Annotated in this window: 18 protein-coding genes; 14 read left to right on the forward strand and 4 right to left on the reverse strand. The window is 35.3% G+C overall.

The annotated features are described in order from the left end of the window. The first annotated feature begins 212 nt into the window (after positions 1-212). The 5 genes from ACFYKT_RS06425 (at position 213) to ACFYKT_RS06445 (ending at position 5,711) form a co-directional block, all read left to right on the forward strand. A complete protein-coding gene (locus ACFYKT_RS06425) occupies positions 213-2,276 on the forward strand; it encodes a sigma-70 family RNA polymerase sigma factor (protein WP_389217128.1) in 2,064 nt (687 codons plus the stop codon). 102 nt (positions 2,277-2,378) lie between these two features. Further along, positions 2,379-3,434 (forward strand): DUF1835 domain-containing protein, encoded by a 1,056-nt coding sequence (locus ACFYKT_RS06430; protein WP_389217130.1) that lies wholly within the window; start codon positions 2,379-2,381, stop codon positions 3,432-3,434. A 73-nt stretch (positions 3,435-3,507) separates the two neighbouring features. Next, positions 3,508-3,900: a hypothetical protein gene (locus tag ACFYKT_RS06435; RefSeq protein ID WP_389217133.1), complete on the forward strand. Its 393-nt coding sequence runs from the start codon at positions 3,508-3,510 to the stop codon at positions 3,898-3,900. A gap of 292 nt (positions 3,901-4,192) precedes the next feature. Next, positions 4,193-5,230, forward strand: coding sequence for a DUF3231 family protein (locus tag ACFYKT_RS06440; protein ID WP_389217136.1), 1,038 nt, complete (start codon positions 4,193-4,195; stop codon positions 5,228-5,230). A 28-nt stretch (positions 5,231-5,258) separates the two neighbouring features. Further along, positions 5,259-5,711: a VOC family protein gene (locus ACFYKT_RS06445; RefSeq protein WP_389217139.1), complete on the forward strand. Its 453-nt coding sequence runs from the start codon at positions 5,259-5,261 to the stop codon at positions 5,709-5,711. 67 nt (positions 5,712-5,778) lie between these two features. Here the strand turns inward: ACFYKT_RS06445 and ACFYKT_RS06450 are convergent, their stop codons facing one another. From ACFYKT_RS06450 to ACFYKT_RS06460, 3 genes are all read right to left on the reverse strand, one after another. After that, entirely contained in the window at positions 5,779-6,297 is a 519-nt protein-coding gene (locus ACFYKT_RS06450; protein ID WP_389217142.1) for a VanZ family protein, read from the reverse strand. A gap of 286 nt (positions 6,298-6,583) precedes the next feature. Beyond that, a complete protein-coding gene (locus ACFYKT_RS06455) occupies positions 6,584-8,227 on the reverse strand; it encodes a hypothetical protein (RefSeq protein WP_389217145.1) in 1,644 nt (547 codons plus the stop codon). Between the two features lie 2 nt (positions 8,228-8,229). After that, positions 8,230-9,009: an ABC transporter ATP-binding protein gene (locus ACFYKT_RS06460; RefSeq protein WP_389218279.1), complete on the reverse strand. Its 780-nt coding sequence runs from the start codon at positions 9,007-9,009 to the stop codon at positions 8,230-8,232. 268 nt (positions 9,010-9,277) lie between these two features. Between ACFYKT_RS06460 and ACFYKT_RS06465 the strand changes: the two genes are divergently transcribed. Together ACFYKT_RS06465 and ACFYKT_RS06470 are read left to right on the forward strand one after the other, a co-directional pair. After that, positions 9,278-9,640, forward strand: coding sequence for a VOC family protein (locus tag ACFYKT_RS06465; RefSeq protein WP_389217148.1), 363 nt, complete (start codon positions 9,278-9,280; stop codon positions 9,638-9,640). 155 nt (positions 9,641-9,795) lie between these two features. Further along, a complete protein-coding gene (locus ACFYKT_RS06470; RefSeq protein ID WP_389217151.1) occupies positions 9,796-10,278 on the forward strand; it encodes a hypothetical protein in 483 nt (160 codons plus the stop codon). Positions 10,279-10,418: 140 nt separating this feature from the next. Here ACFYKT_RS06470 and ACFYKT_RS06475 read toward each other — a convergent pair whose 3' ends face one another. Next, on the reverse strand, positions 10,419-11,075 hold the full coding sequence (locus ACFYKT_RS06475) for an HAD family hydrolase (RefSeq protein WP_389218281.1): 657 nt from the start codon (positions 11,073-11,075) through the stop codon (positions 10,419-10,421). Positions 11,076-11,600: 525 nt separating this feature from the next. On the opposite strand from ACFYKT_RS06475, the gene ACFYKT_RS06480 reads away from it, so the two are divergent. The 7 genes from ACFYKT_RS06480 to ACFYKT_RS06510 all read left to right on the forward strand — a co-directional run bounded on the left by ACFYKT_RS06480 (position 11,601) and on the right by ACFYKT_RS06510 (position 15,743). Further along, positions 11,601-12,059, forward strand: coding sequence for a GNAT family N-acetyltransferase (locus ACFYKT_RS06480; protein ID WP_389217154.1), 459 nt, complete (start codon positions 11,601-11,603; stop codon positions 12,057-12,059). A gap of 31 nt (positions 12,060-12,090) precedes the next feature. Further along, a complete protein-coding gene (locus ACFYKT_RS06485; RefSeq protein ID WP_389217157.1) occupies positions 12,091-12,732 on the forward strand; it encodes a lysozyme inhibitor LprI family protein in 642 nt (213 codons plus the stop codon). A 155-nt stretch (positions 12,733-12,887) separates the two neighbouring features. Beyond that, the gene (locus ACFYKT_RS06490; RefSeq protein WP_389217160.1) at positions 12,888-13,034 is read left to right on the forward strand and encodes a hypothetical protein; all 147 of its coding nucleotides are present in this window, start codon (positions 12,888-12,890) and stop codon (positions 13,032-13,034) included. A 138-nt stretch (positions 13,035-13,172) separates the two neighbouring features. After that, positions 13,173-13,907, forward strand: coding sequence for a class I SAM-dependent methyltransferase (locus ACFYKT_RS06495; RefSeq protein ID WP_389217163.1), 735 nt, complete (start codon positions 13,173-13,175; stop codon positions 13,905-13,907). Between the two features lie 58 nt (positions 13,908-13,965). Then, complete coding sequence (locus ACFYKT_RS06500; protein ID WP_389217166.1) at positions 13,966-14,388, forward strand: cytidine deaminase; 423 nt, start codon at positions 13,966-13,968, stop codon at positions 14,386-14,388. A 313-nt stretch (positions 14,389-14,701) separates the two neighbouring features. Further along, positions 14,702-15,223 carry an NUDIX hydrolase gene (locus ACFYKT_RS06505; RefSeq protein ID WP_389217169.1) on the forward strand — a complete coding sequence of 174 codons (522 nt, stop codon included), beginning with the start codon at positions 14,702-14,704 and terminating at the stop codon, positions 15,221-15,223. 67 nt (positions 15,224-15,290) lie between these two features. After that, positions 15,291-15,743 carry a DUF4275 family protein gene (locus ACFYKT_RS06510; protein WP_389217172.1) on the forward strand — a complete coding sequence of 151 codons (453 nt, stop codon included), beginning with the start codon at positions 15,291-15,293 and terminating at the stop codon, positions 15,741-15,743. The last annotated feature ends 104 nt before the right edge of the window (positions 15,744-15,847 follow it).

Consider the following 15,847-nt stretch of genomic DNA (forward strand, 5'->3'; position numbering starts at 1 on the left):
TTGCGGATTTTGTCTTTTTTTATCCATTAAATTATCGTTTCCTGCTAAGAAGATGTTCTTTATATCTCAATACTTAAAAATCCGACAAAAATATACACTATTCTATGTGTATATTCTGTACTATAGACATAATAGGAATAAAATAGTTAGTCGATGATAAGCAAAAGCTAGAGCGATAGAATAATAGCTAAAAGTAAAGGGGGGACACTAATATGATCCCAATAAATATAGATTCTAATCAAATCACTGCGAATTTCCAAATGAGCCTAGAATCCATCGTTGATTGGTTTGATCAAAATAAGGAATCGTTTTATACACTCGGTTGGGCCTATCTTAGGAATCAGGCGCAAATGGAAGAGCTTTTTTATCGAGTGATTTTAAAAATACATAAGGAACTGCCTCGATTTAAAAGAGAAGCTTCATTGGAGATTTGGGTTACTTCTATTTTTATACATATGTGCCGTGAGGTTTCTGCTGATCGCAGTTTAAAAGCTTCAGAGGATAGTGAAATACGTCCGGACGTGTTTAAAGCACTTGATCAATTGAAAGAAGACGATAAAGAAGCGATGGTCCTCACCTATGTCATAGGGTTCTCAATGGAGGAAATAGCTGATATTCTTCAAGTTTCAGTTGAAGAGATTAAGAGGCGTTTGTTTTCTGGCATTCAGTTACTTCGAGAAAAGTTGGGATATGGATCACATTTTGATGGCTGTAAGGAAAATCATAAGCTGTACATTGATTACTTAGGAAGAACGCTCGATCGTCCAGAAAAGGTTGACTTCGAGGTACATATTTATCACTGTCAAAACTGTCAGGAGGATTTGGCTACTTTTCAAGAAGTTATGTCAACCATGTTAAAGCTTTCTGAAGTGGTTGGAGATTTCCATGTGCCATCAGGTTTCATGAAGAAGATTCGGGCTAGACTGGCAGAAATGGAGAAGCGTAGACAACTGAAGGCTAAGAAACAGAAGAAAATAGGACTTGTTTTAGCTGGTGTCTTCGTCGTGTTCATGTGTACTGGCTTTTTAACTGGATGGTTTCCCAAACTTTATTATACGTGGACAGAAGAAGATCAACAGCTGCGCGCCTTTCTTCAACATGATCTAGGCAAAAGGCTGAATCTAGAAGCGGAAAGTGATGGGGTGAAAATCAAGATCAAAAGTGTAATTGCCGATGATGTTCAGACGCTCATTTTTTATGAAATTGAAGATATGAATGAAGATAATCAATATATGATGAATTATTATGATGGGGTTATCGTTGAGAACGAAAATGAAATCATGAACCATGAAGCATTTCCAAAATACTATCCTCCTACTCTAAATAATGAAGAAAAGAATGTGTATCAGGGGAAGATGAGCCTTCTTCCACTTACAGAGGATAATGGGACAATCAAACTGAAGGTTATAAAACTTGAGAAATTGATTCAGGATCCCTCTACACCTGAGGGTTTTAGGGGTTACGGAGAAATTCAATATGAAACAGGGGAATGGAATTTCGAGATTCCTGTAACCAAACATCCTTCGATCGAATATGCACTGGATAAAGAATTAGAAATCGAGGGGATTCCGGTTCAAATAAGTAAACTTACGTTTGCGCCAACAGCAACAATTGTGCAGTATGGCATTAAAAATGAACAGCCAGAGAAGCGGATTGATTTTGTTACTTTTGACAGCCTTGAAGTAAACAAGAAAAAAGTAAAAACCGATCCCTATGGCAACACCAATTTGTATTCACAACCAGATATGAATTGGACTAGTTTTCAAGCACAATTCGACCCTCTATTTGAAGAACAGCCAAAAGAAGTGAATATTCAATTTGGCTCCATTTATTTTATGATCGAAGACCATAAGACAATTGAACTTGATGCTTCAAAGGATGATCCCCAATTGTTTGAATATGCGGGCAGTACAATCTCTATCGACAAGGTGGAAGTTGGTGATGTGAGCACTGTGGTCATAAGTGATTATCAAATTAAGAATCGGCAATATGAGACCTTTCATTTCCGAGTGATTGGAGAGGATGAAACGGAAGTAAGTACAATGGGAATGAATTCTGAAGGAGTGCTCGTTGATAAAAGCGGAAAGGAATACGATATTAATGAACTCTCGATCCCATTTGAACAACTAGAGCAGCCTCGCTATTTCACGACAGTACAAAATATAGAATTGTTCAATGATTACGCTGGAAAAAAGGTGATTCCTAAAAAGTTGGATATTTATGGATATAGTACAACGAAATATGTGGGTGATGTGGTGAAGATTTTATTGGATTGACCGTTAAAGGGCGCAGTTCTGTAGTATGAATTACGTCCTTTCTTAATACCAAATAGTAACATAGAATGATTATTAAACGATGGATTTCAGGAGGGAAAATGGATGGAAATAGAAAAGTTAAAAAAAGCCATCAAAGAATTGCCTGAAGAGGAAGCGAAATCCCTGCTATTTTATGTTCTTCTAAGAGTGGATCTTTTGAGGGAAACAGAGTATTCGGAGACTGAGTTTGTAAGGGATATAGAAAATATATATGATATGGTTTTCGATCGATCAAGAGAACGGTTGAGAATGACTCAAGAGGAAAATTATCAAATGGTACATATTCTTTTCGGTGATTCTCCTGCAGGATCTTTAAAATACGCTTTAAAGGAAATGGGCGTTTCTAAAGAGGAAAAGATTATTTCCTTTTGGGACATGTTCTCGGTTGGTCCAGTTTGGAAGCTGGATGAAAAGACTGGACAGGAAGCAAGATTTGTTTTTATGAAACATGTGATGAATGATGAAAATGATGATTTTCGAGATTATCAGCAAAGATTCTATGAGACTGTTAATCAAATACATTCCATCCCAGCGGATGTACCGATTACTATATGGGTGGCTGAAAATGCTCATGAACAAACGGGACTGCGATATGCTATGCACTTATTAAGAAACAAAATAACTGACATTAAAGTGATTAATACAACAAAAATATTTGCGGAGAAATTTAATCGACCAGATATCGAATATATTGTTTTAAAAACAGGAGAAATAAGTCCGGAAAAACTAAGCGTGATCTATGAGGAAAGTAAAGCGAATGTTTCATTATCACAGCATGAAAGAAAGGAATTGGAAAAAGAGTGGTTAGCCCTAGCAGATACCAAGGAAACTTTGCGTATTTGGCAAAATAACAAGATAAAGAGTGTCAGTGAGGACTATTATGACCAGTATATGATAAATTTGGCGAAAAAACTTCAGGTCGAGCGAGAACGTATGAAAGAGCCTGAAGCGTTTATGAAATCTGCAAGATTAATAGGAGAAGTGATTGGGCATTTAGACCAATATATGGGGGATGAATTTTTTGAGTATCGGCTAAGAGGGCTAATAGAAAAAGGCGTATTTGAGATGGAAGGTAACTTAAAGGCGATGAGATATTATAGCGTGAGATGGAAGGGATGAGTGGAAGATCAGAATGACTTGAACAGGGGTATTCCGAACCGTATGAACTTAAATATTCGAGTGGAGGTAGGTCATGAAAAAGTCGTTTGCTCTTATATGTTTAATCATAATGATTGCCACTGGTTGCGGTTTAGAAACAAAAACCATTCCTGAATTTTATAAAAGAAACCTTGATGAAGTAACTAAGATTGTCATTGTAGATGGTAGTACAGGATACAGAAAAACAATGACAGATAATCTTGTGATCAAGGAATTCTTAGATAAGATTAAGGATATCAAATTCATTCCAGAAGAAAACCAAGAAGATCGGACTGGCTGGCGTTATTCAATTACTCTGTTTCAAGATGAAGAAAAAACTTTTCAATTTGGATTAACACAAGTAAATGAACATTACTATTATACCGATCCAGATATCCACCCGATTGTTGATGATTTTTATAAAAGTCTTGATGGTCAAGAGGAGTAAGCAAGCTGTTTTGGAGATTAGGGCCATCAGTTAAAGTTGAAGCAGCCAAATGATATGTTGAATAAAGCCACATATAATTATTGCTAAAACGGAAAACGGGGAAGTTTCATATGATGGCTTTCTAAAGAATAATCAATGTTGACCTATTCTGTCTTTTATTGTAAACCGATTTAGCTGAAATTCCTTAACTTAAGGACGCGTCCAATACTCCACCAATTTGTCTGTATACTTCATTGCCAATTCCATAAAATATTTTATAGAATTACCAATTGAACAATTGGAGGTATTTAACTTGGGCGTTTTTGGGAAAGAAAAGCCAAACTCTTTAACTGCAGCCGAGGTATCTGCTCTTTGGCTTCAATATTTGGGGGATAGTATGGCAATATGTATTTACAAATATTTTCTTAACATTGTTGAAGACAAAGAGATCAAAGTCATTTTAAAATTTGCTTTACAGTTAGCTGAGAGCCATGTAATGAAGATCACTGAATTCTTAAAAAGTGCTAATTTCCAAGTCCCAATCGGATTTAAAGAAAATGACGTGAATGTTAATGCCCCACGTCTCTTTTCTGACGAATTTTTACTTTTTTATTCCTATATTATGACCATACATGGGTTAACGGCTTATAGCTTAGCTATTACTAACTTAGAGAGAAAAGACCTTCAAAGTTATTTTTTTGAATGTACGACATCTGCTAAGGAACTGTTTATAAAAATAGTAGAATTGGCTAAAAATCAGCCGAAATTTACAAGTGTTCCAACCATTCCATCACCTGATATGCCGAAGTTTGTGGATTCAACAGGATTTATTGATAATTTAATTGGAGACAAAAGACCATTAATTAGTTCGGAAATCAGCACGCTTTTCTTTAATTCAATGAAAACTGGATTTATCAGTTCATTAAGCCTAGCCTTCAGTCAAGTAGCTGTACAGGAAGACGTTCGGCATTTTATGTTGAAAAACGTAAAATTATCAAGGAAAGATGCTCAAAGCTTTGACTCAATTTTACAACAGGATCATTTGCCAATACCTGAGAAGTGGGATAATGAAATTACTGATTCTACTGTAAGTCCTTTTTCTGACAAATTAATTATGTTTCACGCAGGTTTTTTAGTCAATGCGGCTCTAACTTATTATGGCGCTTCAATAGGTTCGAGCTTCAGATCAGATATTATCTTGAACTATTCTAAAGTATTTACCCATGCTATGCAGGCGGGGGCACTTTCTTACAATATTATGGTTAAACATGGCTGGTTTGAAAAACAACCTGAAGCGATTGATAGAAAATCTTTGGCACAAGGTTCCAATAAAAGAGAGGGGAATCTGTGAAAACTTAAAAGCATAGGAGATACGAAATATGAAAATCCATCGAATCGATCATGTAGGCATAATGGTTAATGATCTTCCTGCTGCGAAAGCCTTCTTTCTTGACTTTGGCCTTGAAATGCTGGGTGAAGCAGAAGTGGAAGGCGAGTGGATGGAGCGGATGATAGTGCTTCACGATGTTAAAGAGGAAGTTGAAAAGTTGGAAGTTGTAATGTTGCGAACGCCAGACGGTGAAGCAAATATAGAACTAGTAAAATTTCACATGGCATCAGATGAAAATGGCATAGAGCGTCCTTTGGCAAATACTTTTGGTATCCGGCATATTGCCTTTGCTGTTGAAGATATTGAAGCCCTTGTTACTAAGTTGAAAATGACAGGCGCAGGATTGATTGGTGAGATACAAACCTACGAAAACGCATATAAGTTATGCTTCGTTCGCGGGCCAGAAGGAATTATTTTGGAATTAGCTGAAGAAACCAAATAAAGTAAGTGTAATTCAAAAAAGCCTTAATCTCTTTAAAGGGTTTAAGGCTTTCTCATGTAATCATTTTCTAATTTGCTTTTTTTGAGAGTCTAACTTTATCAAATAATCGATAAAGAGCAAGTCCTATAATTGCTCCAATCGTATTCAGTATAAGGTCATCCACATCAAATGAACGTATAGAGGTGAATAACTGTATAACCTCAACTAAACATGAAGTAAAGAATCCTAAAAGTATTACTTTCCAAAACTTATTTACTTTAAATCTTAGTGGAATAGAAAAACCTAAAGGTATAAATAATAGGATGTTTCCAACTATATTCCTTAATGAGAACATAAAATTAGCATTCGTTAATAAACCATATATGGTCGCAAAGGGAGTCAGGTTTATACCTCCTCTTTCCATATGTGAATAAGCATAAAAAGGGAAAGGAAAGAGGGTTAAGGAATAAATAAAAATTATTGAGAAATAGAAAAGAGCTTTAATCATTTCGTTTTTTAAGGAGAGCTGCTTTTTAACTGTTAAAACTACAACTCTGAAAATTATCCATGGAATAGCTAACAATATTAGTGAGTCTAATCTAATCATACTATTAATCTCCCTACCAGCTTAGTTATTTCTGTTTACCATCTTATCATAAATTTTTCAACAAATGGGGTGCAAACATTGGTGCAAAATAATCCTACTAAAATGAAATGAGGCACACAATTTTGGTAGGGGCTTCCCTTACGTAAGGGATAGCCACTAGACTAATAAAAGATTCACTTACCATGCGATTTTTTCGTCACAAAAGAATTGAAATAAGAAAACGGGGATGTCTGTTTGGGACATCCCCGTTTTCTGTGTGGCGAATATTGATTCGGTTTTTAACAAATTACTCCATAAGTTTTTTCCAAGTAATATTAAAGGCTAGTTTCCAAAGAACAACTAAACAAATGATTGCAATTACCATATATACATAAATTCCGTAAGAGAACAAAGTGCTGACAAAATGTAGACCAGCAAACAATGCAACAAACAGCATTAAACCAAATACAATGGCACTATTGCTATTTTGATTGTACTGATCAATAGACTCTGAGAAGGGAATAGACTTTTTAAGAATCATAAAACAAATGACAGCATAAATGATGGCATTTATAAATACAATGATAAGATCTGGCAAAACTCTTACGCCAAATACTGCAAGAAACACTGCACTTATAAGCAAATAAACTGGTAAATAGAGTCTAAAGATAAACGCCTTTATCGTACCGCTAAATATTGGTTTTAGCTGTTGGATAGGAGCAACCCGGTATATCCACGCACCTTTATATTTTCCTGAAAACTTTAGGAGGATCATGATGGTCGGGATGATGATTAAGCTAAAATAGATAGATAAATAGGATTTGCTAGTGGATAGATCATTAAGATTAGTGTCAAATCCATTCATGATAAATAGAAAAGGAATCACGATGGAAAAGCCCAAAGATGGGTAGACCTTCAATTTAAAATCTCGCTCGTTTTTCATCATGGAACTTGCAAAGCGAAAATAGGCTCTTTCTTCCTTCGATTGACAAATAACTGTAAGGAGCAACTGGCGAAGCTTGCTTTGTTTATTTTCCTTTGCCTTTCCATGATATGTGAGCTTTTGAAGATTTTCTTCAAAAACATGATTAAATCTCATATAAATCCAAATGGATAGGAGAGGAATCGAGATTCCTAAAGCAGTAAAGAGAAGGTTAAACAGCTGAAAGGAACCATTCATGATCATTTCTATATTTGCCCCAAACCACATCGGAAAGATAAATATTTGCCACCATTGCGGTTCAAGCGAGACGGATAAGTCAATGAACTGAAAAGAGCGAATAAGCAATTGGTACCCAATCATAATCATAAGTGACAACCCAATTTGAACATAATTAATAATATCTTTTAATTTTTCTCCATCAAAGAATCGTAAAATAAATAAATAGATAAGGGCGGTTAACCCAATGATTAACAGGTCAATTAGGATGATATTTAACGTTGAAACGAGAAAAAACAACAGCCCATTTTTGACAAGCCCAACAAACAAAGGGATACTAACAAGCGCTATGGTAAGGAAAGATAGATAAATCGCAACATGCACCATTTTTGCAGTGTTAACCGTTTTTCGATCGACTGGCTTTGGAAACAGGATGTTCCGATCACGGATGTCTAGTAAAACAGAAGAAAAGTCAGCAATCATTGAAGTCATGACAAAAAAGGTGAATATTCCAAAGAAGAGACTCATTTGAAAAAGATAATTGTCATCCATAAGGACAAATGGAATCATAAACAGTCCAAATAACACGTAAATCCATAACGATTTTATATATTGATTGTTGCTTTCCTGGTCCTTTTTTTTCGCGTTTTGTGAGAAAATGGTTGGCACACGCCGTCCATCCATTGTTAGTTTAACTTGTAAAATCTTTCTCATTATCTTGTAATCTACGCCAAAGCTGCTAAAAACTTTCTCAAAGCGATCCAATAGTTTCAGCGTTCGAAAGTCTTGCATTCTTACATCTCCTTTACGACCGATACAAATTTTGAACCAAGTTCTTTATGTTCATTAAATCCTGTCAGTTGGTTAAAAATTTGTTCCAGTGACCCCTTCGTATTTTGCTGTTTTAATTCTTCAAATGTACCATCTGCAGCAATTTTTCCGTCATGCAGGAGAATGATGCGGCTGCTTATTTTTTCGACTACATCCATAATATGAGAAGAGTAGAAAATCGTTTTTCCTTGTTCGGAAAGCTGTGCCATGATTTCTTTAAAAATCATCACGCTATTTGCATCCAACCCATTGATCGGTTCATCAAAAAATAAAAGTTCTGGATTATGTAATAAGCTCGAGATAATTAAAAGCTTTTGACGCATTCCTTTTGAGTAAGATGCAATTCGAGAATAATAGACTTCGCCTATCCCGAATAGCTCCATCAGGCTTTTTGCCTTATAATCAGCAAGGTCAAGGTCGAGACCATACAATTCACCAATAAAGGTTAAATACTCTTGGCCGGTTAAATTGTCGTAAACTTCGGCGATTTCCGGTACATAACCAATTTTCCTTTTATATTCGATATTTCCATCAGAAATATCATGACCGAAGAGTTTGATCTCACCGAAATAATCGTCTTCAATGCCAAGTATGATTTTAACAGTGGTACTTTTCCCAGCTCCATTCGGTCCGATATACCCGATGATTTCTCCTTTTTTCACTTGAAGAGAAACGCCATTTAAGACTGACTTTGATCCATAATTCTTCTTCAAATCAGTAATTTCTAAGATAACTTCTTCCATCATCCTCATCCTCAACTCCTATTGCTGGATTATATATCCATTTAATCTAACTCTAGTGTAACATTAACTCCTTTGCTAACTAAAGATAGAATGGAAAAATTTCCATAAATCACTTTCTGTTTTTCATCTAAGGGCCACTTAATGGAGGAAAACTAACTAGGAAAATTGAATACTTATGGTAATAATAGTATGGTGTGTTAGTGAAAGCTTGTATTTAAACGAATGTGGCAGGATCCATTTTGAATTTTATCAATTGGAGGTTAGTACGATGAAAATAAAAGGTTTCGGTGGGATTTTTCTGCGATCAAAAGATGTTGTTACATTAAGGAATTGGTATAAAGAAGCACTAGGCATGTCGATGGAAGACTGGAATGGAACTGTCATCAAACCAGATACTGACAATGAGACGATCTTTTCTCTCTTTAATGAAGAAAGCGATTATTTTCCAAAAGAACAATCTGTCATGTTAAATTTTCAAGTAGAAAAGATTGAAGCTTGGATGGAGCATTTCAACAAAATGGGAGTACCACTTCTAAAAGAACCTGAAACGAGCGAGTTTGGCACATTTATTTGGATTTCTGATCCAGAAGGAAGATGGATTGAAATTTGGGAGAAAAAATCACTTGAATAAAATTTCTCTATTCTCTACTTGCACAAACAGGGACGTTAATTAAAGAAGAATTAAGTGATTGTAGGTTTGAGAAGTTAGTTTAGTTATTTTATTAAAGGGCGCAATTCTATAGCAAGAATGGTGCTCTTTCTTTATGTAAAGGGTCATATTCTAGAGTGATTAGACACTTTTATTCCCTTCAAAGGAGTGAGTATAAAATTAGAAAGATCCTCACTGTAATTATTATCTTGGGATTTATTGTTTTAGGGGCTTTTGTCATTGTTCCATTTCGCTCAGAACCACCTATACCAACTGTAACAGCAGGAAATAAAGAAATTCCCACTACACAAGGTTCATATTGTTGGGAAGGACTTTTTTCAGCTGAGTGTGTAGATAAGGTTTATACAAGTGTGTTAGATATGGCAAAAGAATATCAGCCAACAGTTGTATCTCCAAATGAAGAAATTAAAATGGACTTTAAGAAAGAACCTGAAACAATGGTAGTGGAACGGTGGATTGGTAATGAACATAAAGAAACGATTGAAGTCAAAAATAGTGCAATTGTGGTTCCAAATGAAGAAGGAAGTTATATCTATCATGTATTAGGTTATTGGAAACAAGGAGACGTAGATTATGTGTTCATGATTGAAGTAAAATAAGTAATGTTTATTCAATGAAAAGGTGTGTTTCTGAAATTTGAAATCTTCATTGACCAGGCAATTTAAAAGAATTCAAATGTTTGAGCAGAAACTCACCTTTAGAATGATAAGACAATCTGTCTGAACTCTTGTAGAAACTATTATCTGAAATAACTTAGTAATCTATCAAGAGAATGGATCTCGGCATATGGTTTTATATTGGTATTATTCTTGATCATATGAGGATTGAACCATATGCCCTTTATATTCGCATTTTGACAACCACCAATATCCTTTTCTAAGTCATCTCCAACGAATAATGCGTCTTCCGGATGCACATCAAGCTTATTTAATGCTAATTCAAATATGCTTTTGTCAGGTTTGCTAAATCCCACTTCTTCAGAAATGAGTATTATATCAAAACAACGATTTAACTGGGTGTGAATGATTTTCGCTTTTTGTCTCTGAGTGGAGCCGTTAGTTATAATTGCAACTTTCCCCTGCTTATTTATTGTATTTACGATATTTATAGTATGTTGATTAATAGAAAAACAATGAGGGAAGTGGGTATTCCAAAAATCTTGAATGGTAGTGCGTGGCAATCTGAATTTTGGTGGAAATTCATCAAAAAGCGATTCCAAAACTATTGTTTTATTACCATTGCCATAGCTTTTAGAATCATGTTCCTTGAATTTCCGCAGCATTTCACTTTTTACTGAACAGTTCACATCCTCATAACACTTCTCTAAAATAATGAAAAACATTTTATCTACGGCCTTATCCCTATCAAGTAATGTATCATCTAAATCAAATAGTATTGCTTGATAACTTCGCAAATAACTTCACAGCCTTTCCTACATGATATAAATAATCCTCGTTCGCACATTCAAACTTTTGGTTAATTAATAAATGTCATATTAAGAAAAAAGGGTGCCATACGGGCAGACTGATGAATAGAATCGTTTTTATTTGAATTAATTTAAAGTGCCGTTCTGAGAAATTCATCAATAAATTCCATAAAAAGAGCATAAGGAATAAGACTGATCGGCAATTCACCCCTCTTTATAAAGAATATACCACAATGTACCGTGGGGCTAATCTTCATATTTGTTTTAGTAGAGAAGATTGTGAAGAATAATCCTCAAGTTAACAACCCGTTTAATGGAGGAAGGACATTCGCATATATAAAGAGAATTAATGAAATAGTTGAACAGGGGGGAGGAAGCGATGGCTGAATACATAAAGGAAATAAGAGAACTTATTGGCAGCAGACGATTAATTTTACTAATGGTCGAAACGCTTGCTTAAAATATTTATTTAAAGTTTACGAGGGGAAGGTTAGGATGCAAATAATTAATGTTAGGGAGCAACCAGCGTATAAAGAAAAAGCAATTACCTATTTTCAGCGCATATGGGCCAACGAAAATAGTATGAAAGTATATGAGGATTGTATTACCCACAGCATCACAACGAAAAGTCCGCTTCCTATTTGGTATTTGATGGAGGACTCCGGTGAAATTATTGGCTGTGCAGGTCTGATTAGCAATGACTTTATCAGTCGTATGGATTTGTGGCCATGGATATGTGCTCTTTATATTGAAGAAAGCTATCGTGGAAAGTCTTTAGGTCAAGAGCTGCTTCTACGTGTTAGAATGGATGCCAAAAAGGCAGGATTCAATAAAGTTTTCCTTTGTACGGACCACATGGGCTACTATGAAAAGTATGGCTTCACATATATAGGTGACGGATATCATCCTTGGGGAGGCAACTCAAGAATTTATGAAAGCAGCGAGTTCAAATAATCATTTTTCAATTTAGCACGGAGGCTAGAAGATGAAAAGAAATAAGGGAATTTTAATTGTAATGTGTACTGTCGTATTTGTCCTTTTATTGGTCGGTTGTAAAAATGCATCGGAAGAATCAAGTGCTACGCTGGATAACCAATCACCAAAAAACAGTACATCGCAAAATACAAAGGACGATTCTTCTAATGTGGATTCAAAAGAAGATCCTTCAAACAACAATCATAGTGATACTACAAATCCAGACAGTATGAATCAAAATGAAGAGGATACATCTGTGCCTACAAGTGATAAAGACTCATCAACAAATACTACAGCGAGTCTGAAGGAAGAGTATCTAAAGAAATTAAATGCTACTAAAATAGAACTGGAAAAAGTAGAAGCAGAAGATTCATCAACATACGCATTGAAAAAGGTGGAAAATGATAGATATGATGTTTGGGATAAATGGTTAAATGAAATTTATGGAGCCCTAAAGGAACAACTTACAACAGAAGAAATGGACCAACTGAGAAAAGAACAACGGAATTGGATCACCTATCGAGATGATACGGCAAAAGAGGCTTCCCTTAAATTTCAAGGTGGTACAATGGAACATCTAGAGTATGTAGCTGTATTAGCAAACCTTACAGAAGAAAGATGCTTTGAATTAGTTGAAGATTATATGAAATAAAAACTTGGGGACGGTTCTTATGTTTCCTTTGAAGCGGCCAGATTCGTGCAGCATGCACTAGAAGTAAATTGGTTAATTATGTTAAAATATAGAGAGTATGGTAAAGATTTGTTTTAACTAAGGTATCTTTATTAATTGCTTATGGAGGGATAGCAGTGGCAAGGTTTATAGACGACTTGGCTGGAGCAATTTATGATTTCTTCAAGTTTATTTTATCATGTATTTCTTACCTTTTAGCAGGGATGTTACTGGTCGGAATTCCACTCTATCTGATTGTTTTTGTATTTAAAATGTTTCATTAAAAGGTGCTAGAGTTTAAGGCTGAATATAATTAAAAAATAAATGAGGTGAAAGCAATGGTAAGAAGGAGATAGATAGCCTCCTAAAGCAGATGTGTATTAATTTTAGGAGGCTATCTTAATTTAGGAGATGTATGGATTATGAAACAAAATAAATATGATGATGAAAATTTCTTTGCTGCTTATGAAAAAATGTCACGATCAATAAAAGGACTGGAAGGAGCAGGAGAATGGCATGTATTAAAAGCATTGATGCCAGAATTGCGAAACAAGAGTGTACTCGACTTGGGTTGCGGTTTTGGCTGGCATTGCCGGTATGCTCGTGAGCAACAAGCAAGTTCGGTAATTGGAATAGATATATCCGAAAACATGCTTCAAAAAGCTCGTGAAATGACGGACGATTCTTCGATTTCGTATATAAAAATGCCAATTGAAGACATTCGTTTTGAAGACTCTCAATTTGATGTGGTAATCAGTTCACTGGCTTTTCACTATATCAAGTCGTTTGAAAAAAGCTGCAAACATGTCCATGATTGTCTAAAACCAGGGGGGACTTTTATTTTCTCAGTTGAACACCCAATTTTTACTTCTAATAATAAACAAGACTGGTATTACGATGATCAAGGGAATCGCCTGCATTGGCCGGTAGATCAATATCAATCAGAGGGAGTACGTGAAACCACATTTTTAACAGAAAATGTAATCAAATATCACCGTACAATCTCTACATATATGAATGACTTAATCGGTACGGGTTTTAGGATTAAAGCAGTCAAAGAACCGATTCCTGACGATGAAATGTTAAAGAGTATACCCGAAATGAAAGATGAAACGCGAAGACCGATGTTTTTAATAATCTTAGCGGAAAAGGGATAATTACCGGCCACTAGATAACCATGGATTTTTATTGTTGGATACGGAAGCAGGAGAATTTATGAAAACATTTAACATATCTCAACAAGATCTAGAATTAGTAGAAGCAGCAACAGAGAAGATCACAAGACTTTATGAAGATAATAAACATCATGTGGGAGCAGCTATTCGTACGAAAACAGGAGAAATCATTTCGGCAGTACATATTGAGGCGTATATAGGGAGAGTAACGGTTTGTGCAGAAGCTATTGCGATTGGTAGTGCAATTTCGAATGGACAAAAGAAGTTTGAAACAATTGTAGCTGTTAGACACCCCTATTCTGACGAAGTAGATAGAAATATTCGTGTGGTAAGTCCCTGTGGTATGTGTAGGGAGCTGATTTCAGACTACGCACCAGATTGTTTTGTGCTATTAGAAATGAATGGTGAGTTAGTCAAAACTACGATTGAAGAACTCATTCCACTCAAATATACCCGAAATTAAAAGTTATAATAAATAATGGGTACAATTGTAAGCAATTCGCTTTTCAAATTAAATACCTTATTGCTTATAAAATAGGCATTTAATTAACAGTCCGATCCCCTTTTAATAACATTAGCAACTACCTGTCTATAAGTTTGATAGGTAGTTGTTGTTTTTCTAGGTTTAAAATGAAACGACTTTATTATCTCTACACACATTTTTTATGTAGGGGGCAAGATTGTTTCATAACTGTAAAGAATTTTGAAAAAGTCTCTTTGGGAATTACGTGGTTTTTATTAAAATAATATTTATGACTAATAAGTGGAGGTACTGCATGGAATTATTGGATGTGTATGATATCAATCGAAAGAAAACTAATCGTACGTGGATTCGTGGCGAAGAGATTCAACCTGGTGATTTTCATTTAGTTGTTCATGTATGCATTTTTAATTCAGATGGGGAAATGCTCATTCAACAAAGGCAGCCCTTCAAAAAGGGATGGTCAAATCTGTGGGATCTGACGGTAGGCGGGAGTGCAACAGCTGGAGATACGAGTCAAACAGCTGCACAAAGAGAATTGTATGAAGAAATTGGCTTGGAATTAGATTTTCAGCAAATGCGGCCTCATTTAACAATTAACTTTGAGAAAGGTTTTGACGATTTTTATCTAATTGAAAAAAATGTGGAGTTACATACGCTCACTTTACAGGAAGAGGAAGTGCAAAACGTGAAATGGGCGAGCAAGGAAGAAATTTTGATGATGATCAAAATTGGAGAATTTATTCCTTATTATGAAAGCTTTATTCATTTGCTATTTGATAGCCGAAAACAGCGTGGGGCGTTTCAAGGAAAATAGAATGGCTGCAGTGTTAATTGGAGTCAGCAGGTATATATAGAAAGTTGGTGTCATTTTGGAGCATTTGATGGATTTGGAAACTCTGTTTATGAAGAAAAAAATAAAGTACACGCATATTCCTAAGTGGGGGACGTATTTGAGGAAGCAATGGGAAGACCATTTTGCTAATCATCTTAGCGATAAAGAAAAGAAGTCAATCTATCTGTATGATGAGGACGGTTGTTGCGGGTATCTATGGCATCTATTTAGTTATCAGAAAAAGAATTGCTTGGAGCAGGAACAGGCAGATGACGCTTTTAACAAGGAAGCGAAACAATACTGCTATGTTTTTTATCAGCATTCAGATGAAGTGCTAATTCTTGAACATGCCTCTTCATTGCATGCTGATGATTTTATAAATGAAGAGGACATATATGTTGTAGATAAGGATTTTACCTGGACTTATGTACGAACACATGAGACAGGCTGGTGTGGTCCTTATTTTAGTGGAAAAGGGATGCAACAAGTGTATGTTGAATAATTGGAATTTTTGGTTGTTTAGTGACAAGCAAAGTCTATGATATGTTACGATCAAATCAAGTAGAAATCTATCATTGAGAGAAATAGATATTTTAGTCATTCTAA

Source organism: Cytobacillus mangrovibacter (genome assembly GCF_042865275.1).
GTDB classification, from domain to species: Bacteria; Bacillota; Bacilli; order Bacillales; family Cytobacillaceae; genus Cytobacillus; species Cytobacillus mangrovibacter.

Bases quoted from the DNA above. Each gene is read 5' to 3' on its own strand.
- ACFYKT_RS06425 (WP_389217128.1), top strand. From the start codon at position 213: ATGATCCCAATAAATATAGATTCTAATCAAATCACTGCGAATTTCCAA.
- ACFYKT_RS06430 (WP_389217130.1), top strand. From the start codon at position 2,379: ATGGAAATAGAAAAGTTAAAAAAAGCCATCAAAGAATTGCCTGAAGAG.
- ACFYKT_RS06435 (WP_389217133.1), top strand. From the start codon at position 3,508: ATGAAAAAGTCGTTTGCTCTTATATGTTTAATCATAATGATTGCCACT.
- ACFYKT_RS06445 (WP_389217139.1), top strand. From the start codon at position 5,259: ATGAAAATCCATCGAATCGATCATGTAGGCATAATGGTTAATGATCTT.
- ACFYKT_RS06450 (WP_389217142.1), bottom strand. From the start codon at position 6,297: ATGATTAGATTAGACTCACTAATATTGTTAGCTATTCCATGGATAATT.
- ACFYKT_RS06455 (WP_389217145.1), bottom strand. From the start codon at position 8,227: ATGCAAGACTTTCGAACGCTGAAACTATTGGATCGCTTTGAGAAAGTT.
- ACFYKT_RS06460 (WP_389218279.1), bottom strand. From the start codon at position 9,009: ATGGAAGAAGTTATCTTAGAAATTACTGATTTGAAGAAGAATTATGGA.
- ACFYKT_RS06465 (WP_389217148.1), top strand. From the start codon at position 9,278: ATGAAAATAAAAGGTTTCGGTGGGATTTTTCTGCGATCAAAAGATGTT.
- ACFYKT_RS06480 (WP_389217154.1), top strand. From the start codon at position 11,601: ATGCAAATAATTAATGTTAGGGAGCAACCAGCGTATAAAGAAAAAGCA.
- ACFYKT_RS06485 (WP_389217157.1), top strand. From the start codon at position 12,091: ATGAAAAGAAATAAGGGAATTTTAATTGTAATGTGTACTGTCGTATTT.
- ACFYKT_RS06495 (WP_389217163.1), top strand. From the start codon at position 13,173: ATGAAACAAAATAAATATGATGATGAAAATTTCTTTGCTGCTTATGAA.
- ACFYKT_RS06500 (WP_389217166.1), top strand. From the start codon at position 13,966: ATGAAAACATTTAACATATCTCAACAAGATCTAGAATTAGTAGAAGCA.
- ACFYKT_RS06505 (WP_389217169.1), top strand. From the start codon at position 14,702: ATGGAATTATTGGATGTGTATGATATCAATCGAAAGAAAACTAATCGT.
- ACFYKT_RS06510 (WP_389217172.1), top strand. From the start codon at position 15,291: ATGGATTTGGAAACTCTGTTTATGAAGAAAAAAATAAAGTACACGCAT.